At 47.9% G+C, this 23,775-nt stretch carries 27 protein-coding genes and 1 other annotated feature; of the genes, 11 read left to right on the top strand and 16 right to left on the bottom strand.

The features are described 5' to 3' along the window. Positions 1–51: 51 nt before the first annotated feature. Both KNP04_RS11860 and KNP04_RS11855 read right to left on the bottom strand, forming a co-directional pair. Positions 52–423 carry a hypothetical protein gene (locus KNP04_RS11860; RefSeq protein ID WP_214876342.1) on the bottom strand — a complete coding sequence of 124 codons (372 nt, stop codon included), beginning with the start codon at positions 421–423 and terminating at the stop codon, positions 52–54. Positions 424–520: 97 nt separating this feature from the next. Next, positions 521–1,900 (bottom strand): TrkH family potassium uptake protein, encoded by a 1,380-nt coding sequence (locus KNP04_RS11855; protein WP_214876339.1) that lies wholly within the window; start codon positions 1,898–1,900, stop codon positions 521–523. 221 nt (positions 1,901–2,121) lie between these two features. Here KNP04_RS11855 and KNP04_RS11850 point away from each other — a divergent pair, with 221 nt between their 5' ends. The 3 genes from KNP04_RS11850 to KNP04_RS11840 all read left to right on the top strand — a co-directional run bounded on the left by KNP04_RS11850 (position 2,122) and on the right by KNP04_RS11840 (position 3,918). Then, positions 2,122–2,292 (top strand): hypothetical protein, encoded by a 171-nt coding sequence (locus tag KNP04_RS11850; protein ID WP_251024965.1) that lies wholly within the window; start codon positions 2,122–2,124, stop codon positions 2,290–2,292. A gap of 86 nt (positions 2,293–2,378) precedes the next feature. Then, positions 2,379–3,161 carry a flagellar motor stator protein MotA gene (motA, locus tag KNP04_RS11845; protein WP_214790347.1) on the top strand — a complete coding sequence of 261 codons (783 nt, stop codon included), beginning with the start codon at positions 2,379–2,381 and terminating at the stop codon, positions 3,159–3,161. After that, on the top strand, positions 3,139–3,918 hold the full coding sequence (locus tag KNP04_RS11840) for a flagellar motor protein MotB (RefSeq protein WP_214876337.1): 780 nt from the start codon (positions 3,139–3,141) through the stop codon (positions 3,916–3,918). The genes motA and KNP04_RS11840 overlap by 23 nt, the downstream gene beginning before the upstream one ends. A gap of 32 nt (positions 3,919–3,950) precedes the next feature. Here the strand turns inward: KNP04_RS11840 and KNP04_RS11835 are convergent, their stop codons facing one another. From KNP04_RS11835 to KNP04_RS11820, 4 genes are all read right to left on the bottom strand, one after another. Beyond that, positions 3,951–5,375 (bottom strand): dihydrolipoyl dehydrogenase family protein, encoded by a 1,425-nt coding sequence (locus KNP04_RS11835; protein ID WP_214876335.1) that lies wholly within the window; start codon positions 5,373–5,375, stop codon positions 3,951–3,953. Then, positions 5,372–5,737 (bottom strand): DUF1499 domain-containing protein, encoded by a 366-nt coding sequence (locus KNP04_RS11830; RefSeq protein ID WP_214695922.1) that lies wholly within the window; start codon positions 5,735–5,737, stop codon positions 5,372–5,374. Before KNP04_RS11830 ends, KNP04_RS11835 begins: the two co-directional genes overlap by 4 nt. A 64-nt stretch (positions 5,738–5,801) precedes the next feature. Then, entirely contained in the window at positions 5,802–7,181 is a 1,380-nt protein-coding gene (locus tag KNP04_RS11825) for a sensor histidine kinase (RefSeq protein ID WP_214876333.1), read from the bottom strand. Then, positions 7,178–7,870 (bottom strand): response regulator transcription factor, encoded by a 693-nt coding sequence (locus tag KNP04_RS11820; RefSeq protein WP_026824524.1) that lies wholly within the window; start codon positions 7,868–7,870, stop codon positions 7,178–7,180. The genes KNP04_RS11825 and KNP04_RS11820 overlap by 4 nt, the downstream gene beginning before the upstream one ends. A gap of 125 nt (positions 7,871–7,995) precedes the next feature. Between KNP04_RS11820 and KNP04_RS11815 the strand changes: the two genes are divergently transcribed. Both KNP04_RS11815 and KNP04_RS11810 read left to right on the top strand, forming a co-directional pair. After that, complete coding sequence (locus KNP04_RS11815; RefSeq protein WP_214876331.1) at positions 7,996–8,817, top strand: Cof-type HAD-IIB family hydrolase; 822 nt, start codon at positions 7,996–7,998, stop codon at positions 8,815–8,817. Positions 8,818–8,847: 30 nt separating this feature from the next. Further along, positions 8,848–9,846, top strand: coding sequence for an alpha/beta hydrolase (locus KNP04_RS11810; protein ID WP_214876329.1), 999 nt, complete (start codon positions 8,848–8,850; stop codon positions 9,844–9,846). A gap of 43 nt (positions 9,847–9,889) precedes the next feature. Here KNP04_RS11810 and KNP04_RS11805 read toward each other — a convergent pair whose 3' ends face one another. The 4 genes from KNP04_RS11805 to KNP04_RS11790 all read right to left on the bottom strand — a co-directional run bounded on the left by KNP04_RS11805 (position 9,890) and on the right by KNP04_RS11790 (position 13,775). After that, positions 9,890–11,449 (bottom strand): aromatic amino acid hydroxylase, encoded by a 1,560-nt coding sequence (locus tag KNP04_RS11805; RefSeq protein WP_214876327.1) that lies wholly within the window; start codon positions 11,447–11,449, stop codon positions 9,890–9,892. Positions 11,450–11,493: 44 nt separating this feature from the next. Beyond that, positions 11,494–11,687 (bottom strand) — a binding site (T-box leader). Between the two features lie 143 nt (positions 11,688–11,830). After that, positions 11,831–12,508: a uracil-DNA glycosylase gene (locus tag KNP04_RS11800; protein ID WP_214876438.1), complete on the bottom strand. Its 678-nt coding sequence runs from the start codon at positions 12,506–12,508 to the stop codon at positions 11,831–11,833. A 79-nt stretch (positions 12,509–12,587) separates the two neighbouring features. Beyond that, complete coding sequence (locus KNP04_RS11795; protein WP_015880490.1) at positions 12,588–13,223, bottom strand: FMN-dependent NADH-azoreductase; 636 nt, start codon at positions 13,221–13,223, stop codon at positions 12,588–12,590. Between the two features lie 120 nt (positions 13,224–13,343). After that, the gene (locus KNP04_RS11790) at positions 13,344–13,775 is read right to left on the bottom strand and encodes a MarR family winged helix-turn-helix transcriptional regulator (protein WP_214746962.1); all 432 of its coding nucleotides are present in this window, start codon (positions 13,773–13,775) and stop codon (positions 13,344–13,346) included. Between the two features lie 159 nt (positions 13,776–13,934). Here KNP04_RS11790 and KNP04_RS11785 point away from each other — a divergent pair, with 159 nt between their 5' ends. The 3 genes from KNP04_RS11785 (at position 13,935) to KNP04_RS11775 (ending at position 15,907) form a co-directional block, all read left to right on the top strand. Next, entirely contained in the window at positions 13,935–14,309 is a 375-nt protein-coding gene (locus KNP04_RS11785) for a hypothetical protein (protein WP_074034233.1), read from the top strand. A 131-nt stretch (positions 14,310–14,440) separates the two neighbouring features. After that, entirely contained in the window at positions 14,441–15,325 is an 885-nt protein-coding gene (locus tag KNP04_RS11780) for a diacylglycerol/lipid kinase family protein (protein ID WP_214695902.1), read from the top strand. Positions 15,326–15,466: 141 nt separating this feature from the next. Further along, positions 15,467–15,907, top strand: coding sequence for a GNAT family N-acetyltransferase (locus KNP04_RS11775; protein ID WP_353047926.1), 441 nt, complete (start codon positions 15,467–15,469; stop codon positions 15,905–15,907). A gap of 34 nt (positions 15,908–15,941) precedes the next feature. Here KNP04_RS11775 and cbpA read toward each other — a convergent pair whose 3' ends face one another. Continuing rightward, complete coding sequence (cbpA, locus tag KNP04_RS11770) at positions 15,942–16,577, bottom strand: cyclic di-AMP binding protein CbpA (protein ID WP_214695898.1); 636 nt, start codon at positions 16,575–16,577, stop codon at positions 15,942–15,944. A gap of 186 nt (positions 16,578–16,763) precedes the next feature. Between cbpA and pdxK the strand changes: the two genes are divergently transcribed. From pdxK to bshB2, 3 genes are read left to right on the top strand one after another with little or no spacing between them, the layout of a single operon-like run. Then, positions 16,764–17,588 carry a pyridoxine/pyridoxal/pyridoxamine kinase gene (gene pdxK / locus KNP04_RS11765; RefSeq protein WP_214785603.1) on the top strand — a complete coding sequence of 275 codons (825 nt, stop codon included), beginning with the start codon at positions 16,764–16,766 and terminating at the stop codon, positions 17,586–17,588. A 55-nt stretch (positions 17,589–17,643) separates the two neighbouring features. Beyond that, entirely contained in the window at positions 17,644–18,015 is a 372-nt protein-coding gene (locus KNP04_RS11760; RefSeq protein WP_214695888.1) for a YojF family protein, read from the top strand. Next, positions 18,012–18,662, top strand: a complete 651-nt coding sequence (bshB2, locus tag KNP04_RS11755; protein WP_074034220.1) for a bacillithiol biosynthesis deacetylase BshB2 — start codon at positions 18,012–18,014, stop codon at positions 18,660–18,662. The genes KNP04_RS11760 and bshB2 overlap by 4 nt, the downstream gene beginning before the upstream one ends. Positions 18,663–18,824: 162 nt before the next feature. Here the strand turns inward: bshB2 and KNP04_RS11750 are convergent, their stop codons facing one another. The 5 genes from KNP04_RS11750 to nhaC all read right to left on the bottom strand — a co-directional run bounded on the left by KNP04_RS11750 (position 18,825) and on the right by nhaC (position 23,648). Then, positions 18,825–19,658: an undecaprenyl-diphosphate phosphatase gene (locus KNP04_RS11750; protein WP_214876325.1), complete on the bottom strand. Its 834-nt coding sequence runs from the start codon at positions 19,656–19,658 to the stop codon at positions 18,825–18,827. 113 nt (positions 19,659–19,771) lie between these two features. Beyond that, positions 19,772–20,842: an MFS transporter gene (locus tag KNP04_RS11745; RefSeq protein ID WP_214876323.1), complete on the bottom strand. Its 1,071-nt coding sequence runs from the start codon at positions 20,840–20,842 to the stop codon at positions 19,772–19,774. A gap of 165 nt (positions 20,843–21,007) precedes the next feature. Next, the gene (locus KNP04_RS11740) at positions 21,008–21,520 is read right to left on the bottom strand and encodes a type 1 glutamine amidotransferase domain-containing protein (RefSeq protein WP_026824537.1); all 513 of its coding nucleotides are present in this window, start codon (positions 21,518–21,520) and stop codon (positions 21,008–21,010) included. 82 nt (positions 21,521–21,602) lie between these two features. Beyond that, positions 21,603–22,187, bottom strand: a complete 585-nt coding sequence (locus tag KNP04_RS11735; protein ID WP_214876321.1) for a DNA-3-methyladenine glycosylase — start codon at positions 22,185–22,187, stop codon at positions 21,603–21,605. An 84-nt stretch (positions 22,188–22,271) separates the two neighbouring features. Then, entirely contained in the window at positions 22,272–23,648 is a 1,377-nt protein-coding gene (gene nhaC, locus KNP04_RS11730; RefSeq protein WP_214876319.1) for a Na+/H+ antiporter NhaC, read from the bottom strand. Between the last annotated feature and the right edge of the window lie 127 nt (positions 23,649–23,775).

The following is a 23,775-nucleotide window of genomic DNA, read 5'->3' as shown; positions in this document are numbered from 1 at the left end:
GATCAACAAGTCGAATGCGAGTGTACTCCGTAACGAGAGTACACTTGTTTTTTATACTTGATCCCTTTCTTTATGAGAAATCGCTTGTTCGTGTAGCAGACGCTCGAGAACGAGGATATAGACCAACGCCACGAGAAGGCCGATTATACCAGGGAGAACAGCAATGATTGCATCCTCCAAATATATTTTTGGAATCAGGTAAAGGAAGAGTGACTTCACCACATTCATCAATATCAGTGAGGTGAGCAAAACAAGCGTCACCGCTCTTTTTGATACATCCCCGAAGAATGGACGTCCTTCTTCCTCTCTTTTTGTCATACCTAGCCAAGATAACAAGTTAAAAACCCCCTTGATCGATTCAGACAGATTACTCATCTCCAAATCCATTATATACCAATTATTAAATGGGATAAAAGCTAACATAAATGATTTCGATTTCTGATTAGTAGAGACCTAAAAAAAGCTGCACTTCCACATGCGTGGATTGCAGCCAAATACATTCTTTCTTCATGCGCTCTTTTTAACCAATCAAAATCTTCTCTTTCGGATAGCGAATCTTTCGGTCGGCTTGTCGTGCGACCGTAAAGAGAATCGTCAACGACCCGACACGTCCAAGGAGCATCATAAACATGATGAACCCTTTACCCGCAGCATTCAAATCAGCGGTAATGCCTAATGATAACCCGACCGTCCCGAACGCCGACACCGTCTCAAACAGAATGGCGCTCGCTGGAATATGACCGTTCGTCAAAATGACGAGTGTCGTGATCATCAGGATGAAGAAGAAGCTTGAGATGGCGACAACGTATGCCTTTTTGATTTGAAACGCATCAATCGTCCGCTCCATAATGACCGTTTCTTTCTTACCTGCAATGAACGCCCACATGTCCGCAAAGATGACCGCTAGCGTCGTCACTTTAATTCCTGACCCTGTCGAAGCTGCACCGGCCCCGATATACATCAAAATTAAAATCAAGCCGATTGAGGCAGGTGCCATCGTTGCGATATCAATCGTATTGAAACCGGCCGTACGTGTCGTCACGGCTTGGAAAAAGGTTACGTGTAGTGCCTCACCGATGGACCGCCCATAGAGAGAACCTTCGTTTGATACCCACTCAAACATCATGAGCACGAACCATGCCACCCCATTGATGACCAAAAGGGATAGAATCATGATCTTCGAATGGAGAGCGAGACGCTTCCATCCTCGCACCTCTGTCGCATCGGCAATCGTCGTGAACCCGAGACCCCCAATCATGATCATGAGGGCGATGGTCACGACAATCGCCGTGTTTTGTTCAAATGACATCAGACTGTCCGGGAACAACGCGAAGCCTGCATTGTTAAAGGCAGAGACGGCATGGAAAAAGCCGTAGTAAAGTGCCGCACCGAAAGAATAACTCTCTGTACTATATAGCTCGAACGTCAAAAACAGCATCCCGATAAATTGAACGATGACCGTCGTGAAGACGATATTTCGCACGAGACGAACCGTTCCACCGGGTCCGGCTAAGTTTAACGACTCTTGTAAGAGAATCCGTTGTTTCAATCCAATTTTCTTCCCTAATACACTCAGGAGCATCAACGCAATTGTCATGAAACCAAGACCTCCGATTTGAATGAGGGCGACAATCACCAATTCCCCGAACAGGTTGAACGACGAACCGATGTCTACAGTCGATAATCCGGTCACGGTACCAGCAGAAGTCGCGATAAATAGACAATCAATCCAAGAAACTGGTTCTTCTTGAGCAAATGGCATATATAAGAGTGTTGCTCCAATAAAAATCGCAAGTAAAAATCCTCCCGCGATAAAGCGGGCAGGTTTTTCAAACACGACTCGATATAGTACCTCGATTCGCTTCAAACGCATTTCACGCGCTGACAGTCTATGTCGCATCACGACATCCCCTTCACTTCTGTTATTCTAAGCCTCATGTTACTCCTCGCCTTTCTAAATGCCAACAAGAAAATGTATCTCTAACGCTTTCCTCGAATTTTTGGTATTATGGGAGATAGACTTTAAGAATGTTGAGGAGGTTGAATGAAACCGTGGACCCTAGTACGGTAGATCATTCGATAGAGGATGTCTCGCGAAGGTTGGAGCGCCAATCACAATGTATGCCCGCTCACCTTTATTTTCAGCTAGAAGAGTTACTCAATTGGTCACTTGAACAAGAAGTCGTGAATCAATTGTACGCATTGTTAAAAAAATACGACGTATTAACCGATATAGAGCGTGAAGAACGAAACATCAGCATTCAAATGCTGATTGATGAAAACGGCGCTTAATCATCGGGAACGCATGTTGCGGGAGACGAGTAGCGTCTCTCGCTTTTTTTGTCCTGATTTATTTCGGAAAGGTGGAAAACAAAGACATGGATGTCGTCACGTTAGTCGGGCTCATACTCGGGTTCCTCACCCTCGTTGGTGGAATGTTATTAAAAGGAGCGGGTATCGCACCGCTGATCAACCCTGCCGCAATCGTTATCATTTTCGTCGGTACAGCTGCTGCGGTCAGTATCGCCGTATCGAAAGAACAGCTTCAAAATGTACCGAAGTTATTTAAAATCTTGTTCAAAAAACAGGAACTCCCAAGTAAATCTGGATTACTTACACAATTCGTCGACTTATCGACGCAAGCTCGGAAAGAGGGACTCTTATCCCTTGAAACAGCACTTGAACAAGTTGAAGAACCATTTTTACGCCAAGGCATGATGATGGTCATCGACGGTCAACCTTCTGAATACATTGCAGAAGTCATGTCACGTGATATCGAAAATATGGAACAGCGCCATAAAGCGAACGCCGACATCTTCACCCAAGCCGGGACGTATGCTCCGACGCTCGGGGTACTCGGAGCCGTTATCGGATTGATTGCTGCCCTGAAAGATTTGTCGGATATCGAAAAACTCGGACACGCCATTTCGGCGGCCTTCGTCGCAACACTATTCGGGATTTTCACCGGGTACGTACTTTGGTTCCCGTTTGCCAATAAATTAAAGCAGTATTCGAAGAGTGAAGTCATCATCAAAGAAATGATGATTGAAGGGATTTTATCGATTCAAAGCGGTGAATCTCCAAAAACGTTAGAAGATAAGCTGTCTGTGTATTTGTCTCCAAAGGAGCGAGCTGACTATGAAACGCAAAAAGAAGCATGATCATGAAGAACACATTCCAGAAGGTTGGCTCATTCCTTATGCTGACTTATTGACGCTCTTACTCGCGCTCTTCATCGTGTTGTTCGCATCGAGTAACATCGACCAAACGAAGCTCGAGAAAATGTCGCGTTCATTCAACCAAGTGTTTTCTGGAGGTGTCAGTGTCTTTCAAGCCTCGACCGCCTCAAACAGCGACATCAGTCGGACGGATAAAACGAATACGACCGCCAATCCGCGCACGTACGAACTCGCTCAGCTCGATGAGTTGAAAGAAGATGTAAATCAGTACATTAAGAAGAATGGGTTAGAGAGTCAAATTAAAGCGACAATTAACTCCAGTGGTCTCGTCTTAACGATTCAAGACCGCGCCCTTTTCAACTTAGGAGAAGCGACACTTGATGCTGATGCTCGAAATGTGGCTCAAAATATCAGTCAAATCTTAGAGAAGGCTGGAAAGCGAGAAATTGTCGTGTCTGGTCATACAGATAACATCCCAATCAACACGGCCCGCTTCCCATCGAACTGGGAACTCAGTTCAGCGCGTGCGACGGCATTCATGCGTGGATTATTAACGAATGACGCACTGAATCCGGCTCAGTTTACACTTGCGAGCTATGGGGAATTCAAACCAATCGCCACGAACGATACAGAAGAAGGTCGTTCGAAAAACCGACGCGTCGAAGTGCTGATAAAACCGCTCGTCGACTTATCGGAGGGCGAACCAAAGATGGTTGAAACAATCACATTACCGAACTAAAATCACCCACTCAAACGAGTGGGTGATTTGTGTTATTGCGTCAATTTGAAGTAACGTCTCGCCAGTTCCGTGAGCGGACTTTCAAATAAGCGTTTCCGCCAGTAGAGATCTGTCACTTTCTTCACCGCTTCACTTCGCGATGGGTAAGGGTAAATCATTCGTGACAACTTGCCGATCTTATCGCCGCGTTGCATCGCATAGACGACGATTTGCATCCAGTCGCCAGCTGATTCACCAACCGCATGTGCCCCGATAATCTTTCCATTTTTCTTCGTGATGACTTTGACAAAGCCCGCCTCTTGGCGTTCGGCGATGAAACGGTCCACTTCTGACAGTTTCGCTTCATATGTCTCGATGTCATCCCCATAACGCTCACGTGCTTCTTTCTCCGTCATCCCAACGTGAAATACTTCGGGATCTGTGAACGTGATCCACGGTAGCTTACTGTAATCTACCTTGTTCCATAGTCCAAACAGTGCGTTTGCGACAACAGCTTTCCCTTCTTCGCCAGCCGCGTGTGTAAACGGTAACGTCTTGATCGTATCGCCAATCGCAAAGATATGCGGCTGTGACGTCCGATACGAAGATGAGACATCGATGTATCCTTTCGTCACTTGAACATTTGCACGATCGAGACGAAGTGCGTCGATGCGTGGCACACGCCCTGTCGCCATGAGCAGTTTATCTGCTTCATATTCGACTGTCTTGCCGTCCACCTCTGTCGTAACACGAATGCGGCCATCGACTTCATCGACCCGATTGACCTTCACGCCAATTTTTAAGCGCATCGCCATCTCAAGTTGAGATTTTAGGTAGGTTGAGACGTCCTCATCTTCTTTTGGTAAGAACGCATCCTGTGCCTCGAGTACGGTAACTTGCGAGCCGAGTCGGACAAACGATTGTGCTAGCTCGAGGCCGACTGTCCCGGCACCGATGACAATGAGGCTTTCCGGAAGCGTCTCTTCTTCAAAGACCGTTTCATTCGTTAAGTATGGGACTTGGTCCAATCCGTCGATTGGAGGAACTGTCGGTTTTGAACCGGTCGAGATGACAAATTTTTTCCCAATCAATAAATCGTCCCCGACTTTTAATTCAGTCGGGCTTTGGAAAGAAGCCTCTCCGATGTACACGTCGACCCCAATCTTTTCAAAACGTTCTGTCCCATCATGATCTTGGATAATGGCGCGCGCCTTGTCGACTCGTGCTTTCGACATTTGATAATGCTCGCCTCCGTTAAATTCCGTTCCGAGAACGCGCGCTGCGCGCATCATCGCATTTGCTTCTTTTGAGGCGGCAATCAAGGCTTTTGATGGGACGCATCCGACATGCAGACAGTCGCCACCTAAATGTTTATTTTTTTCAACAAGCGCAACTTTCGCGCCTAAGTTCGCTGCTCCTGCTGCTACCGTCATTCCAGCGGCACCGCCACCGATGACAATCAACTGATAGTCCTTCATCGAATCAACCTCCGGTATCGTTCACTCACATCTTCCATCCGTTTCCGGTTCACGCCAAAGTCTGAATAGCCGACACGTGACGCAGACCGAAACTCGACTTGTTGAGTGGAATCATCAAATAGAAAATTCACATCATCTTTAAAGCGCATCACTTTCGAGGTCACCACATAATGAAGGCCCTCATCTGTTTCTTTGATCAGTTCGGCCCGTGGCAATTGATTCATTGCCATCTTGATCGCTTCAATTGATTGACCGCGACTACCCGCATATGGGAGCGGAGACATGCGTAACTCTTCAATCGAGGTTTGCGTCGAGACGGCGTTTGGACTTCCTTTTAACGGCTTCAATGACTGATTGGCCATAACAAAAACCTCCCTCATTCTACATACATCTATATGTATCCTGAATTCGGGAGGTTTAACCCTATTAATGTAGTTCGCTCGGGTCGAGAGGCAACAAGACGGTCACGGTCGTTCCATGTCCGACCTCACTCTCGATGACGAGTTTTCCTTCATGTGCCTCAATCAACTCTTTGGAAATGGCGAGTCCGAGACCGCTACTTCCTTCCGTCACATGGGCCTGATAAAACATCTCGGTGATACGCTGCAAATGCTCACGTGAGATACCAGGACCTTCATCGATGATGGAGATGAAGGCGACACGTTCCGATTGAACGAAACGGATGGTCAATGTCCCGCCGTCTGGCGAGAAGCGAATCGCATTCTCAAGAATGTTCAGGAACACTTGTTTCAATCGATTCTCATCAAATAGCCCGACTGACTTTTGAGGATAGCGTTCGATGAGTGTAATGTCTTTGTCTTCAAGCGACTGCTTTAACTGCAATGTCACTTTCCGCAACAAGGAGACTAGATCGAGTTCCTGACGATACAAGACCAATCGACTCTCTTCAATCTTTGTGTAATCGAGAAGCTGCTCCACAAGACCAATCATGCGCTCTGTTTCCGAATGAATGATACTCAGACCAAGCTCCGTTTCTTCAGATAACTTCTCATCGCCACCTCGAATCGTCTCCGTCCATCCTTTAATCGATGTGAGCGGTGTCCGCAGTTCATGGGAGACGCTTGAGAGAAACTCATTACGTGTCGACTGGTGTTGCTGTACTTTCGCACCTAAATACGTGAGTGTTCGAGCCAATGCCCCAAGCTCGTGTTTCTCATTCGACTCCACAGCGACGTCGAAATCACCTTGAGCCATCTCATCCGCCGTTTCGATGATTTGACGAATCGGACGGACGAAACGATCAGCAATGCGAATAACGGTGTAGAGCGCGAGTAACCAGATGAGGACACCAATCATGACGACGGTCATCCAAATCTCACGAATCAGCGTGTCTAGGTCTTCGAGCGGGCGTGTAAAGCTAATCGCAAACTCTGACGTATCGTTCGTCATAATCGGACTGGTGACCGATAAGTAATGCTCGTCACCGACGTCATAGTCCTGAACGACCGACTCACCTCGTGACAGCTCTTGCAATTGTTCTTGTGAAAAAGATGCCTGCCTCGTCCGTTGACCGGTCGTCTTGACGATGGAACCGCTCTGGTCGACAATCGTCAAATCGGTGCCGGGATATCCGAATGTCCGGACGAGAACGGAAAAGGCACTCGGCGTCTCAAACCCGACTTGGGCTTGAGGGTAAAGATATGCACTCGTGGTCGCATGACTAAGTAACGCTTCCGACTCATACTCGTAATAGTATCGATATGTCCCGTAAGACAAGACACTGACGAGTAAAAGCAAAACGATTGTCACGACAATCATCATGCGAATGACTAACTGTTGTTTCATGCTTCATGTCTCCGCCATTTATATCCGTGACCCCATAATGTTTCAATATAAATCGGATGACTCGGGTCATCTTCGATTTTTTGACGCAATCGACGAATGTTAACGTCGACAGTCTTGCGGTCACCGAAGTAGTTGACGCCCCATACGGCATCGAGTAGTGCATCACGCGATAAAACAATTTCCTCATTTTGAACAAGATGACAAATCAAGTCATACTCGGTCGGCGTCAAATCGATCGATTGACCGTACTTCGTCACTTGCTTCGCCGCAAGATCAATCGCGAACGGTCCTGACTTCAACCGCTTCGAGTCTTTTCGTTTCACTTTTTCGACGCGGCGTAGCAACGCTTGAATGCGTGCTACCAATTCGCCTGGACTGAACGGTTTGGCGATATAATCGTCCGCCCCTTTTCCGAGTCCTTCGATTTTATCTTCTTCGAGCGTCCGTGCCGTCAACATGATGATCCCGACGTTTTCATCGATATCTCGAATGGCCGCACATGCCTCGAACCCGTCCATCTCCGGCATCATAACGTCTAATAAGACAACATCGAACGGTTCACGGTCAAATGCGGTGACCGCCTCTCGTCCATTCGTCGCTTCGAACACATCGAAACCGGCTCGTTTTAAATTCACAATAATGAAGCTGCGAATCGCATGCTCGTCCTCAGCTACTAAAATTCGATTCATATTTACACCTCTTCTAGAGTTCACTTCTCTACATTATAGTTACGTTTTTGCGACAAGGTTGTCAATTGACCTTAAAAAGGTTTAGGATGGAGTCATTAGATTCTGAAGGAGGACCCCCTACTACTATGAGTTACAAGATGATTGTATTGGATATGGATGATACGCTCCTCACGAGCGACCATACGATTTCCCCTAAAACAAAAGAAGCACTTCTCGATGCGCAAGAGCGCGGCTATAAAGTCGTGCTCGCAAGTGGCCGCCCAACGTTTGCAATGTGGGATGCAGCCCGTGAATTAGAACTTGCGAAGTACGGTAGCTTCATCTTATCGTTCAACGGTGCCTCGGTCATCAATTGCGCGACGAACGAGGAAATTTTCTCGAGCACGCTTCAACCGGACACAGTCGCTCATCTCCATGATATCAGTGAACGGGAAGGAATCGCGATTCATACGTACGTCGGTAACGAAATCGTAACCGATCGCCCGAATCCGTATACGGATATCGAAGGTGAATTGACAGGTATGCCGGTCGTTCATGTCAACGACTTTAAAGAAGCCGTAACAGCACCTGTCGTCAAATGTTTGATGCTTGCCGATGGTGACACCCTTGCTCCGATCGAGACGAAGCTACAAGAAGAGTTGGCTGGAAAATTGGCCGTCGCTCGTTCAAAACCGTTCTTCCTAGAGTTCACGGAAGCCGGTGTCACAAAAGGGACAAGCCTTGCTTTCCTAGCAGATCAACTCGGCATCGCCCAGAAAGAAGTCATCGCTTGCGGTGATGGAAACAATGACTTGACGATGATTGAATGGGCAGGTCTCGGTGTTGCGATGGGTAACGCCAATACGACAGTCAAAGGGAAAGCGGACTTCATTACGAAGTCAAACAACGAAGACGGAATTGCGCATGTCATCGAGACATACATGGCGGACGTACTCGTCACGCAATAAGCTTCTGGTTGTAGAAAGGGAGGAAGTAAGATGAATAAAGGGTTGAAACGCGCTGGAGTCGGGCTGATTGGAACAGCGGTCGCGGGAGCGGCTTATGTGTTCCTTTCACCTAAACCAGCAACACGTTTAATCAAAACTTCGTTCGCAGGGGGGAACGAAGTGGAGATGAAGGGATTCGAGGAAGTCGTTCAAAAGACGTCTGTCCGAAAAGACATCGACTACTTGTCTTCTTATGACAACGGGACGTTTGATTTGATTCGCTATGAAGGTGACCGAAAACCTGTCCCAACAATCTTTTGGGTGCATGGTGGCTCGTTCGTCGGTGGTGATAAATCTGACGTCTTAAAATACGCCACCTCGATTGCGAGTAACGGCTACAACGTCGTCAGTATCAACTACGCGCTTGCGCCAGATGTATCGTATCCGACACCGCTTCAGCAAATGGAAGAAGCGTATGCATTCATCGCTGAAAACAACGATCGATTCCGTCTCGATTTGGACCGCGTCTTTTTTGCGGGTGATTCGAACGGCGGACAGCTCGTTGCACAGTTTGTCGGGATTCAGTTGAATGACGACTACTCGCCTTCGGCCGAAGTCAGACAAGTTGTACCGAAATCGTCTATCCTTGGAACCATCTTATTGTCTGCACCATTCGACTTGAAGCGTTCATGGCTCGAATCATCGAAATCTGTGAACCGCTTCTTGTTCAAACGCATCGGTTGGGCTTACTTCGGCACATACAACTGGGAAACACTCCCGGTCGTCGCTGAAGCTTCGCCGCTCGTCAACGTACCGGCCACATTCGTTCCGACGTTTATCGCTGACGGAAACGACCATTCGTTTGAAGATCAGGCAAAAGAATTTGCAACGATTCTCTCAGGTCGAACAGATGTGACGACTGTATTTTATGACCGGAACGAACATGAACTCGGTCATAACTATTACTTCGAAATGGACCGCCCGGCGGCAAATTCGACGTATCGCCGTCTGATCACGTTCTTACGTGAAACGACGAATCAATCCGTATAAAAATAAGCGACGTTCTCTGTTCGGAGAACGTCGCTTATTTTCGTTAGCGCAACAGTTCGAACGCGCGTCCAATCAATTCATTTCGAGAAGGAGATGTATGACGAAGTGCTTCAAGTCTTTCAATCAAGGTCTGCTTCAGTTCCTCGTCTTCTACTAACTCCAGACACTCAATGTGTAACAACCACGCATCTGGATGCTCGGATAAAATGTCTGGAACGAGACCATCAATCGATTCCCCGCGTTCACGCATGAGGTGAATGCGGTTGAACATCGGGTCATCCTTCGTCCATACACGTTCATCCCGTTCGATGATCACCGGCTTTTCAATGATCATCAATTCTTCCACCGTCGTTCCAGGGAATACCGATGGAAGTGAATCGACGCGTACTTCGAGTGAATCGAGTGAGATCGTCCGTCCTTCTAGTTGAACGGTCACACCTTCGAGCATGTCCAATGCACATGCTTGACGAAGGGTCGTTCCGTCCTCGAGGAGATCATCGCGGTCTAACGCAGATTCCGTGTCATGGACAATGAGAAGTCCGTGACGTTCTCGTTTCGTCAACTGACCACTTTGTACGACTGTGCACTCATCCCATTGGATAAGCGTATGTTCCTTCGATTCTGTCATGTGGCGAACGATGCCGACACGTTCTGAACCGTCTTCGAGTCGAATCGTCGATTGACTACCCGACGCCAATGCTTTCGCGACAGATTCAATCCCACCTTTTCGAATGGCCATTCTTCCTTCTAATTCATCTAAAACGGAAGAAAGCGTCTCAAAGTCTGGAATGACGAACAGTTCTTTTTGCATATTCGTCACGTCTTGCTTCGTCTGTAGCGCATGCTCTAAATCAAATGGATGTTTGACGACCGCATCCGTCAGACAGTGACGGCTTTCACCGACAGATGACAAGAGGCCCGCCCCGTAAATCATCGGATTTTCAAGGTCACCAATCAATCCAAATTCAACTGTCCACCAAAAGATACGTGCGACTTGTTGTGCCTCTGAAAAACCGGTCACTTGCGCTTTCGCTTCGTGTACCGCCCGTTCTGCCGCCTCGATGTCTTGCTCCGTTGAGTTGGCGTTCTCTTTCACGATCGTCAAGCGTTTCAACGCCGCGAACGAAGCATGCTCTTCTCGGTTCATGAACGCCTTCGCCCCTAGTTGACCGAAACGTTTGACGATTGCCGAGAACGTAGGGTCCATCAACATCGGCGCGTGACCTGCTGCCTCATGAATGATGTCAGGTGCTGGACTGTATAAGATATTCTCGACTTTTCGAATGTCTGTCGCGACCGGCAACATTCCGTTCCCTTGGAAATCAAAGAAGGCAACGCCTGGGATGAGTCCATCCACTGCGACCGTCGACCATCCCACTGCCCGCATCTCATCCGTCATCTGTTCGACGTTCGGTAATCGGTCTGGTCCCATTCCTGTCCGTTTTAATCCTTCGATGTAAAACGGGTGCGCTTTTCCTTCTAACGTATGCAGATTCAAGCTTAAAACGAAGCGCCACACGGCGTGATCCGTTGGTGTGTATTCATTGTAAAACTGCGGTGAAATATGTGGGGCAAGATGTGCTGGAATCGATTGTGTCAACATGTGAAGTCCTCCTTTAAAGTCAAAAAATCCCTATCGATTAAATCGATAGGGACGACAAAGCCGCGGTACCACCCTGGTTGCTAGAAAACATCTAGCCACTTCATCCGATAACGGGGGACCGCTCAATCATGAGAGCTCGGGAACTGTAATTCGATTCATCTTTTGGTCGTGTTCGCAGCACCACACGCTCTCTGGGCCAGGGAAGATGTCTCTACTTCGGTTCCTTCTTCGCTTCTAATACGTATTCATTTCTCTATCTTTTATACAGTTATGCTGTTATGCATATATGCTTTTAAGCACTAAAGTGACGTCTTGTTAGTTACTGTACCAAAGGTTTTTCAATGCGTCAACAAAAAACAGTCTACGAATTTTCGTAGACTGTCAAAGACACCAATCGATCGGGGACTGTCCCCACTCGTTTAAAGCGTCATTCACTTGAGAAAACGGCTTCGAACCAAAGAATCCTCGGTGGGATGACAATGGACTCGGATGAACGGACGTGAGCACTTTATGCTGCTCCCCAATCCATTTCATTTTCTTCTTGGCGTCATTCCCCCACAGGATAAATACAATCGGCTCTTCACGACTCCCAAGCCGCTCAATCACCGAGTCGGTGAACTGTTCCCACCCTTTCCCACGATGCGAACCCGCCTTTCCCGCTTCGACCGTCAGCGCTGTGTTCAAGAGGAGGACTCCTTGTTTCGCCCACTTTTCTAAATTCCCACTCTTCGGAATGTCACATCCGACGTCATCCTTTAGTTCTTGAAAAATATTTCGTAACGATGGCGGAAAACGCACCCCATCCTGTACAGAAAAACTGAGGCCATGTGCTTGGTTTGGTCCATGATACGGGTCTTGCCCTAAGATCACGCATTTCACGTCACTGAATTTGGTATAGATAAAAGCGTTCCAAATGTCTTCACGGTTCGGATACACCGTCGTCTCTTCATACGCTTGATCGACGAATTGCTTCAACTGTTGGAAATAAGGTTGACTCATCTCGTCTTGGATGATGTCTGTCCAATCCCCAAGTAATCGACTCGATAACTGCTCTCCCATTGCATACTCCCCTTTCCCTTTGTATGATACCCAAAATGAGTGCATACAAAAAGACGAGTCAATCGACTCGTCTTTCGCATTATACTGTTACTGCGCCTGCAACTTCTTTCGCAAGTGCTTCTGCTTTCGCTTTCGCGTCTGCAACGATTTCTTCGATTTTGTCTGGGTATTGGTTCATCCCTTCAACCGCTACCGTCGTCACTTCAGACACACCGACGAACGCGAGCGCTTGACGGAGGTATGCATCTGCAAAGTTAAGGTCAGTTCCTGTGTAGATCCCACCTGTTCCTTGGATGTGGATCGCTTGTTTGTTTTCAAGCAAGCCGACAGGACCTTGCTCTGTGTAACGGAACGTTTTACCTGCCATGAGGACGCTGTCGAGGAACATTTTCATGCGTGCCGGGAAGAAGAAGTTCCACATTGGCGTCGCGAATACATAAAGGTCCGCTTCCATGAACTTCTCGAGCATGCCGCTCATTGTGCCTACTTTTTTCGCTTCCACGTCAGTGAGTGCTTCGCCTGATGCGAATTTGCCCCATGCGCTGAGCACGTCTCCATCGATTTCTTGTACATCGACATCGTAGAGTTCGATCGCTTCTACTTCGATTGATGCGTTTTCAGCCTTGAGCGTTGATACGAATGTTTCTGCAACTTGTTTGCTGTATGAAAGTTCAGTTGGTTTCGGGTTAGCCGATACATATAATACTTTAGTCATCGTGTAATCCTCCATTTGGTAATCTCTAATTTTTTTCAATAACAGTTAGAACTATATCATCTGTATATCTCATCGTCAATTATTTTAACTTCAAGATATTAATGAAAAAAGCAACGGGCTTTATTTGCCCGCTGCGTTATAACCGACTCGTTTCAATAACGAAATCAATTGTTCCGTCTCTTCATCGCTTAACGGTCCGTATATATCTTTAAAGATTTCGATGTGCTGTGGATAGACGACATCCATGAGCGCCTTCCCATCCTCTGTTAACGAGGCGTATGTGACGCGACGGTCGGACGGACAGGCGATTCGTTCAATCAGCCCACGCTTTTCCAACTTGTCGATCACGTATGTCACGCTACCACTCGTAATCAAAATCTGGTCCCCGATTTGTTGTAACGGGGTATCTCCTCGTTTATACAAAACGGATAAAACACCGAACTCTGTTGAATTTAACTGGTGGCGTCGTAAATCTTCTTTCACACGATCGCTGATGGCATCCATCGTTCGTGCGAGAACGACCCATGCCTTCAATTCAAGGGATTCAATCATGTCGGTTTCACCTCAATTCGTTCATCATATATCACTAGTATAGCAGGACTTATGCAGTATAAGCCGGGAAAAATACTTCGTCAAGGAACTTCTTCATTGTCGCGTATGTCGGAAACGTTTAGAATGGTAGTATTGTGATTTTAAGAAAGGGTGGACCGTATGCGTGAGTATTACGAAATTTCATTGACGATTAAACGGGAGTTTTTGCATGCTGTCATCGATTTGTTGAATCGGGAAGGCATCGCACCGGACTATGCGCTCGAAAAGGAAGGCGCGGTCTTTTTATTGTTCAATCATTTACCTTGGCCAAACGTGACCCGTGAACCGCACGCCGTGGAACGTTTCTTGTTGACGTTGAAGCGATCGGATTATTTATTCGTCAAAACGAAACGTAAATCACCGGTCCCCGACCATGAACCGGTCGCCTGCATGGGCGCCCTCGTTTCTCCGTTTCATGAACATCTGCGTATCGAACTCGCAGTGGATGAGTCTGAAGCGAGTCATTTAGATATGTCCGCATTCCGTCATTATTAAACGAACGACATGTTCCAATCCCCATGAAGATCAGCCGAAAGTGCTGACGATCATGGGGATTTTTTAGGAGTAACCGATTTCGCAGACGGGAATAAAGGACAGTATTCGAACCGAAAAGGAGATATGTTGGAATGGACACAGTCATGTTAATCGTCAATCCATCCTCAGGAAAAGAATTGGGGGAACAACACGCGACACATGCCGAGGAAGTATTGCGTGAACGATATGGACACGTCGATGTCCGCTTCACCGAGAAAGAACAGGATGCGACGAACTTTGCACGAGAAGCAGCAGAAAAACAATATAAGGCCGTCATTGCGATGGGTGGGGACGGAACGTTGAACGAAGCGGTCACCGGACTTGCGGAAGCGCCTCATCGTCCCGACTTTGGAATCATCCCGCTCGGTACGGTCAATGACCTTGCCCGCGCACTTGGTGTACCAAATGATCCAAAAAAAGCGATTGAAGCTCTTCGTAACGCTGAACCGACACCGATGGATATCGGAAAATATGAGAACGGCTATTTTATGAACGTCATTGCCATTGGTCTCATTGCCGAGGCGGTCGATGAAGTGAGTGTGGAAGAAAAGACAAAGTGGGGGCCGTTCGCCTATCTAATTGAAGGCGTGAAGGCGTTCCGCGAACATAGTCCTTATGCGTTGTCGATTGAAAGTGAGGACGGTCAATTTGATGGCGAAGCTTATCTCGTCGTCATCGCTTTGACGAACTCGGTCGGAGGATTTGAGAATTTCGAACCGGACGCACGACTGAACGATGGTCTGTTGCACGTCTATATTTTTGAAGAACTCGGTCTAAAAGATGCACTTCAATTAACGCCTGCCCTGTTCACCGGAAAATTAAAGGAAACGGACAGTGTCACGTCATTCTGTACGACACGGGTGAGCGTCCACTCGCCTGAATCTCTTCCTGTGAATGCAGACGGTGACACTGGTGGAACGTTGCCATTTACATTTGAAATTTTACCGAGTCATTTGAACGTATTGAAGCCCGTATAAGAGAAGGACTTTTATGAACGAAACCGAATGTTAACAAGCGAGAAAGGAGAATGACCTATCAACATCTCGCTTGTTCAACTTACAACAGCATCCGACGAAATCGTCGAGACATTCAATCGCTGGAATAATGACCCACAAATCGTGCATTTGATTCGTCCGAGTCGGTCTGAAGAAGAATTGACCGCTCATTATGAGATGACGGTCGAAGATTTAGAGGATCGTCTTCTGACACATGATATTTTTCTCATTTATGCAGACGACCATCTCGTCGGTGAAATGAACGTCATGTATGACCCCCCTCATCTGTACCGTCAAGAACCTGGTACTGCGTGGCTCGGGTTTGTCATCGGGGAATCCGTAGGACGTGGCAAAGGTGTGGGCACGGAGTCCCTTCGTTTGCTGGAGGAGAAACTGCGGGCGCAGGGGACGCCTCGCATGGAGCTCGGCGTGTTCGCCTTCAATCACACGGCCCATCGACTCTATACGAAACTCGGTTATCAAGAAATCGGACGAATCGAGCACTTCACTTACTGGGACGGACAATTCTGGTCCGACATCCGGATGGAGAAACGACTCGACTAAAAAACCCTTTCACGTCACGTGAAAGGGTTTTGACTTAGTTGTTCAAGTTCTCGACTTCGACGATCCGGAAGCCTTTTTGTTCAAGCTTGGCAACAACTTTGTTCTTCATGTCTTCTTCGCAATCCGGTGGTAACGTCACAAGTACCCGACGCAACACTTTACTTTTTGCATCAAGCGTCATCAAGCTTGCGATTGACGTATACTTGTTCACGATTTTTGTAATCTTCTCGAGCGCTCCTGCCTGTTCGCTCAAGGCAATCGTCAAGACGTAGCTACCTGTGTCACGACTCCATGCCTCCTCGAGCATCCCAAGCATCTTCCCGTGCGGAAGAATCCCATAAAATTCATTACTTTCGTCTTTCAACACGGCAATGTATGGCAATTCTTTGATCGAGAAAAAGACTTCGAAGAAGCCGTCGGATTCATGAACGTATTTTTGCGTATTTTTAATGAGCGTCATCACATTATCGTCCATGTTTTCCCCGTTCATTCCATGACGATAAATATGCATCTTATAAATGTTACCGCGGAAAAATTTCCCCGTCTCGTCTAAAACAGGCACACAACGATATCCTGTTTCTTCAAGCGTATGAAGCGCTTCCCGCAATGTTGCCTTTTCACTGATCGTGACAACATCTTTCTTCGGGATACATAAGCTATGCACTAACATGCGTTTTCCTCCCAGCCAATAATAAAGTGGTCTACACCCTATTCATTATTATTCCCCAAATATGATGAACATCCTGCATACTTTTTCTGAAAAGTTATGAACACTTCTTGTAATCCTTGCATTTGTCGGAATACGAAAAAGTCGTTATAGTGAAACTATCCAAACAGACAAAGGGGATGGACGATTATGACGATGAAGAAAGCATTGACGATTGCCGGTTCTGATACGAGCGGCGGCGCGGGTATCCAAGCCGACCTCAAAACGATGGAAGAACTCGGTGTGTACGGTATGACAGCTTTGACTGTCATTGTGGCACAAGATCCACATAACGCATGGAACCACGAAGTCTTTCCAATCGACACGACATTGATTGAGAAACAAATTGATACGGTACTCGCTGGGATCGGAGTCGATGCAGTGAAGACGGGAATGCTCCCGACACCTGAAATCATCGAACTCGCAGCACGTAAGATTAAAGAATACGGAATCGAGAATGCCGTCGTCGACCCGGTCATGGCATGTAAAGGTGCGGATGAGATTCTTGACCCGAACGTTGCGGTCGCGATGCGTCAACATCTCGTACCAGTTGCAAAAATCATCACTCCAAACTTATTCGAGGCGCGTATGCTCGCTGGCCTCGATAAAACACCATCGACGATGGACGAAATCAAAGAAGCGGCTCGCCTGATCCATGAGCTCGGCGCTGAAATCGTCATCGTCAAAGTCGGTGGCAAACTTGGTTTCGATACAGCATTCGACGTCTTGTACGACGGAAACGAATTCCGCCTGCTTGAAAGTGAAAAAATCGAGCCTGCGTTCACACACGGTGGTGGATGCACGTTCTCTTCTGCCATCGCGGCCTCTCTCGCAAACGGCCATACGGTCGAAGAAGCGATTGAAATCGGAAAAGAATTTATCACAGAAGCAGTTCGTCACTCATTCCGTCTCAACCAATATGTTGGACCGACGAACCATACGGGATACCGTAAAAAAGTAGCAACACAATCGTAAACAGATGACCCGGAACGTGACGTTTCGGGTCATCCTTTCCATTGGAGGGACAGACGTGAAAGCGATTCAACCTGATCACATTCAGCAATATTTAGACAATCACGTCGCAACACCACTTTTCGTGCATGTCGAGACGACAAATGGTGCCTATGCGACACATAACGACCCGGACTTCCATAACGCCGGGATGTTTATCCGTAATGCCAAAATCGAATATAGCATCGGTCAAATCAAAGGAAACGGACCTTACCGTGTCGGCTTAAAGCTCGATCACGGCTGGCTCTATGTTGAAGGATTGACCGACTACGAAGTGCACGGCGAACAGTTACTACTCGCTGGTCACGATCGTCTCGGTCGACTGGCGTGTGCCTTGCATATCGATATCAAACCGCTCCCTCAAGGAGCATCGGAGGTGGAGAACCAATGAATGGACCATTACTCGTCATTTTCCCACACCCGGACGATGAGGCGTTCAGCTCGGCCGGAACAATCATCCAACATCGTCAAAAAGGACTCCCGGTCACGTATGTCTGCTTAACACTCGGCGAGATGGGACGCAACATGGGTTCCCCGATCTTTACGACGCGTGAGGAGCTCCCTAAAATTCGAAAGCATGAACTTGAAGAAGCTTGTCGGATGATGGGCATCGAAGACCTGCGCATGTGGGGACTTCGTGATAAAACCGTTGAATTTGAGGACGAGGCAGAGCTCGCTGGTCGCTTCCGCGCCTTGATTGACGAAGTGAAGCCGGAAACGGTCATCTCGTTCTATCCAGGATATGCCGTCCACCCGGACCATGAAGCGACAGCTCGTGCTGTCGTACGAGCACTTCAGGAGATGGGAGAGTCACGCCCTGAGTTTTTAGGTGTCGCCTTCGATCGCCGCACAGAAGAAGAACTCGGACAACCTCACGTGATCGTCGATGTGACGGAAGAGAGCGAGCAGAAAAAAGACTCTCTCTTTGCTCATCGTTCTCAGACGGAAGGTCTACTTCGCGCGATTGACAACGCAGAAAACGCCCACGTCATGGAGTTACTCCAACGTGAGCGCTTCTATCATTATCCGTTCTCATGATTCATAGGCTAGACGGGTCATATAAAGCAATGCCCCAACGGTCCCAAGACCGATTAACGTTCCGAATACTACGACGATTTGTCCCATGTTTTCACCTCTTCTAGACTATACGAACAATTCCATTCATTGGTTTCAAACACGTGCCGTTCGCACGTGTTTTTTTTAGAAATAAAGAACGTAAATCACGATGGCCAATACGATTCGATAGACCGCGAACGGCATCAATTTCACTTTGTTGATCAACTTCAAAAAGAACTTAATCGAAATAAGCGCGAACAGAAACGCACTGATGAACCCGACGATAAACACCGGCAATGTATCGAGCGTAAAGTACGTCCATTTGCTGTAGAGTGACAACGCACTTGCTCCGAACATGATCGGCACCGCCATGATGAACGTAAAATCTGCCGCTGCCCGGTGACTCATCCCGAGGAGGACGCCACCAGAAATCGTCGAGCCCGACCGCGAGAATCCTGGCCATAACGAGAAGCATTGAATCAATCCGACACCAAGCGCTTGCTTATACGTGATGTCATCGAGCGTTGCAGTCGTTTGTCGTTTCACACCTGATAAATCTGCGGCAATCATAAAGAAAGCCCCAATGACTAACCCAATCAACACCGTCTTGACCGAGAAGAGGTGTGTATCGATGTAATCTTCGAACAATACACCGAGGACTCCGGCCGGAAGCAGTCCAATCAAAATATGTATCAGGTTTAATTGGCGTACTGCCTCGTTTTGTCTTAGTGTGAACAGCGACTTCGGGTTCAGTAACGCTTTGAATCGGTTTCGAAAGACGACAACGACTGCTAAAATCGAACCTAATTGAATGATGATTTTAAACGTGTTCGCCACTTCCTGACCTAAAAACTGATTCGAGTTCAACCAAAGCCCGTCCACGAGAATCATATGATCCGTCGACGAGACCGGAGCAAATTCGGTCAGTCCCTCAACGACCCCTAACAAAAAGCCTACGAATAACTCATACCATTCCACGATGTTTCTCCTGTAACTCTTTAGATTGTTCTCATCATACACTTCTCCTCACCATCTTGCGTCCGTCTTAAGACGTAAAAACAGGCATGGCTTATGGCCCATGCCTGTGAGAATTATCGTGCAGTCGCATGAACGACCCACACAACAAGTCCAATCATTGAAAACGCCAAAAATAGCGACGCTGTCGTCCCTATAATAAAGACAACCCCTAATCCAAGAATGCCAAGATGCCACAGCATCGAGACAGACGATTCCGTCGTCGCTCGAATGGATGAAGGAACTTGATGGTGCAAAAGTCCATAATAAAGCGGCTCCATCGCCCCATAGAGAAGCGCCAACAATCCCATGACACCAATTCCGATTGGACTCGGAAATAAACCAATGAAGAGAAACCCGCCACCCATCACCCAACCGAATCGTTTCAACCAACGTTCCGATGGCGCAACACGCACGATGGTACCTGCGAACAGTTGCCCAGGTAACTGGATCAAGAGCAACCCGCTTGAAATGACACCGAACCAATAGATCGGAACGGACACATCGCGAGCGTACAGTTGCCAAAATTCATCGATGAAGTTAAAAGCGGATGCCGCTGCCAAAAAACCGATTGTGACATAACGAAGTTGTCGGTTTGACCAAATAAATTGGAACCCTTTGAACAAATGACGCCATGTCAAACGTTCCTCCCGCTCTCGATGAGTCGGTTCAACGAGAAATACGCTACATAGTGTCGCCATCATCAAACTCAAAATCGAGACTCCATAGTTCCACTCCAAGGGAAGGTACTGCGCCAACATACTACCACTCAATGCCGCCACCACAGCGGCCACAATCCCAATCGCGTTCAGCTTCCCAAGAACCCGTTCGAATGACGACGCTTCGTGACTTTCCTGTAAGGACTCGTATAGCAGCGCATTCTCTGCCCCACTTCGAATGACCGACCCAACGGCCGAACAGCTGATCGCGACAAAGAAACCCGTGAACGTGAACGAATACAAAATGACGATAAACGACAGCCATTCTAACGCGACACCGATTTGGACAAGTCGACGCCGTGCCGTATGGTCCGCCCATACACCAGTCGGTACTTCGAACAGAACGATGATGAGCGCATATACCATCTCTAAATAAACGACTTCCTGAATGGAGATGCCCCGTGACTCCCAGAACAGGCGTTCAATCACGTATGCGGGAATCAAGCCTTCAAACCAACGAATCCATCCTAATCGGACAACGTTTCGACGAACTTAACTAGGTGAACGTGCTCGTTTTCTCATTTGAATCTCCTCCTTACTTGTCTATTCCCGAAAACACAAAAAAACCACGAGATTCCTCTCGTGGTTGACGTGTTATTTCAATAAGTTGAGAATCTCGCGATTGAACGCCGGAATGTCATCCGGCTGACGGCTCGTCACAAGCTGGTTCTGACAGACGACAACTTCTTTATCCGCATATTTTGCACCGGCATACTCCATGTCGACTTTAATCGATTTGTAGCCGGTCGCGTCACGACCTTCTAACGTCTTCGCCGTAATCAACAGCTGTGGTCCGTGACAGATGGCAAAGACAGGTTTTTTCGCGTCCATGAAGGCTTTGGCGAACGAGACGAAACGCTCGTCCTCACGCAACAAGTCAGGTGAGAATCCGCCTGGTAAGAGAAGGGCGTCAAAATCTTCTGGCGATACATCGTCAATCGATTGATCGATGTTCACTTTCGCCTCTCCTTGCTTCCCTTCTACCGTATTACCTGCTTTCTTCTCAATCGTCACGACGTCATGTCCCGCATCCACCAATGCGTCACGGGGACCCGTGAATTCTACATCTTCAAACATATCTGTAATGAGCGTTGCTACTTTTGCCATGTTCTAAACACTCCCTCTGTTTGTTTTATGCACATAAGGACTGTTCCACAGGCATGAATCACTTAAACATCACTGCATGCATTCAACGGAACTTTGAGACGTACGGATTGTCGCGTTCAAAGAAGCGATACGGATAGTCACGCGCCTCACCCGTGTTCGGGATCCCGATGCGTGGCCCGGACTCAATTGCCATCCCCGTCTCGCCTTCAGCAAGATAGAGCGGGTCTTGTTGGAACGAATGACCGTATAAGTCCATCGTGATTCCAAGTGCTTTCGTCAGCTTCCCTGGTCCGTTCGTTTGGTCATATCGTTTCACCCCAGGACGGTTCGAAGCAATCCATTCATGTCCTTGAATCGGTTCGACGGCTCGAATCAACACGGCTTCCGGTGTACCAACCGGACCACTGACCACGTTCAAGAGCGTATGCGTATGCATTTGATACGTGTACACATGACCAGGTTGCCCGAACATGACTTCCGTCCGTTTCGTTCGACGCCCTCCGAAACTATGTGCCGCTCGGTCGATGGCACCGAGGTAAGCTTCTGTCTCAACAATCTTCGCGATGATGTCACCTTCCGGATGTCGCCGCACCAAATATTGCCCGAGTAAGGCACGGGCCAATTCGAGTGTCGGTTGTTCATAAAATGCTAGATCGAGTCGCTTCATCGTTCCACCTCCGTTTGTTCTATTTTCTCAAAAATCGTGTCTCGCACACAAAAAAGATGCCCTGCATGGCAGGACACCTCGCTATTATGATGCGATTTTAAGTGGTTCACGTTGCTTCCCCAATCGGACGTATCCCAAAATGATGGAGAAGACCGGGCTAAGCCAGAGGAAGAATGCAAATGGTGCGTATTCCAATACAGGTACGCCGAGAGTCGCCGCGAAGAACGCTCCGGAGACACCCCACGGAATGAGCGGGTTAATCACGGTCCCACCATCCTCAAGCGCACGTGACAAGTAGCGTGGGTCGATCCCGCGATTGATGAACCCTTGTTTGAACGCCTGTCCCGGCAAGAGAATTGACAAGTACTGTTCTCCTGCGAGCAAGTTTACCCCGATTGAGCTGAGGACGACCGATAGAACGGAACTTCCTGGTGACTTCAAGCGCTCGAGCAACGATTCAACGATTGCTTGGAACACACCGAGTTCACGTAACAGGCCACCGAATGCAAGGGCGATCAAAACGAGGCTGACCGACCAAAGCATCGATTCTAGACCACCACGATCGAGTACCGTCGCAATCGTCTCATTCTCGACACCTGACTTGAATCCAGACTGCATGACACCGAGCCAGTTCGAGATGCTCCAGTTGCCTTGAACAAAACCTGCCGTCAACACACCAGCGAACATCCCGACGAGCATCGTCGGCAAGACAGGCATCCGACGGAACGCAAGCACTGCGACGAGTACAGGGGCAATTAACGTGAGCCAAGAAAGGTCGAAACGTCCGCTGAGCGCAGCTTGTGCTTCCGCGATTTGAGTCGTATCAGCAGTTTGACCGCTACGTCCGAGGAACGTGAATAAAATCAGTGTGATGATGAACGCTGGAATCGTCGTCCCCATCATGAAGCGAATGTGGTCGAATAGTTTGACACCCGCCACTGCTGGCGCAAAGTTTGTCGTGTCCGACAACGGGCTCATCTTGTCTCCGAAAAGCGCACCCGATACGATGGCACCTGCAGCGAGAGCTGGCGAGATGCCTAGTGCCGTCCCGATTCCGAACAAAGCGACACCGACCGTTCCGACTGTAGTAAACGCACTTCCTGTGAATGTTGAGACGATCATCGTAATCAATAAGACACTTGGTAAGAACCATTCAGCAGAGATTGTATTTAATCCGATGGAGAGGATCGTCGCGACCGTCCCGGACATTTGCCATACTCCGATGAGCATCCCGATCAACAACAAAATCAACACCGGCATGATGGCTTCACGAATCCCGTTGATCATCGCCGTCTCAATTTGTTTGAAGTCGCGTGAACGATAATACGCGTATCCACCTACTATTACCATTGTTCCAAAAATCGCCATATGCGGCGTCGCTTTGGCCAAAAACATCAGTGCGAGCAAGGTGATCCCGCTCATCAACACGACGAATACAGCTTCTTTTCCTTTCATCTGCATCGACGTCCCCTCCTTTCGTTATATCATGATCATTTATTATTTCGCCTAACCGCTTAAACGCTTTTATGCACAAAAGCACGTCAGTGATGTTTTTTACTATACTCGCTTCCTTTCTCCCTGTCAAACG

The sequence above is a fragment of the Exiguobacterium sp. CH10 genome, from assembly GCF_018617635.1.
Lineage (GTDB): Bacteria > Bacillota > Bacilli > Exiguobacteriales > Exiguobacteriaceae > Exiguobacterium > Exiguobacterium aestuarii_A.
This window is presented reverse-complemented; position numbering and strand designations above follow the sequence as displayed.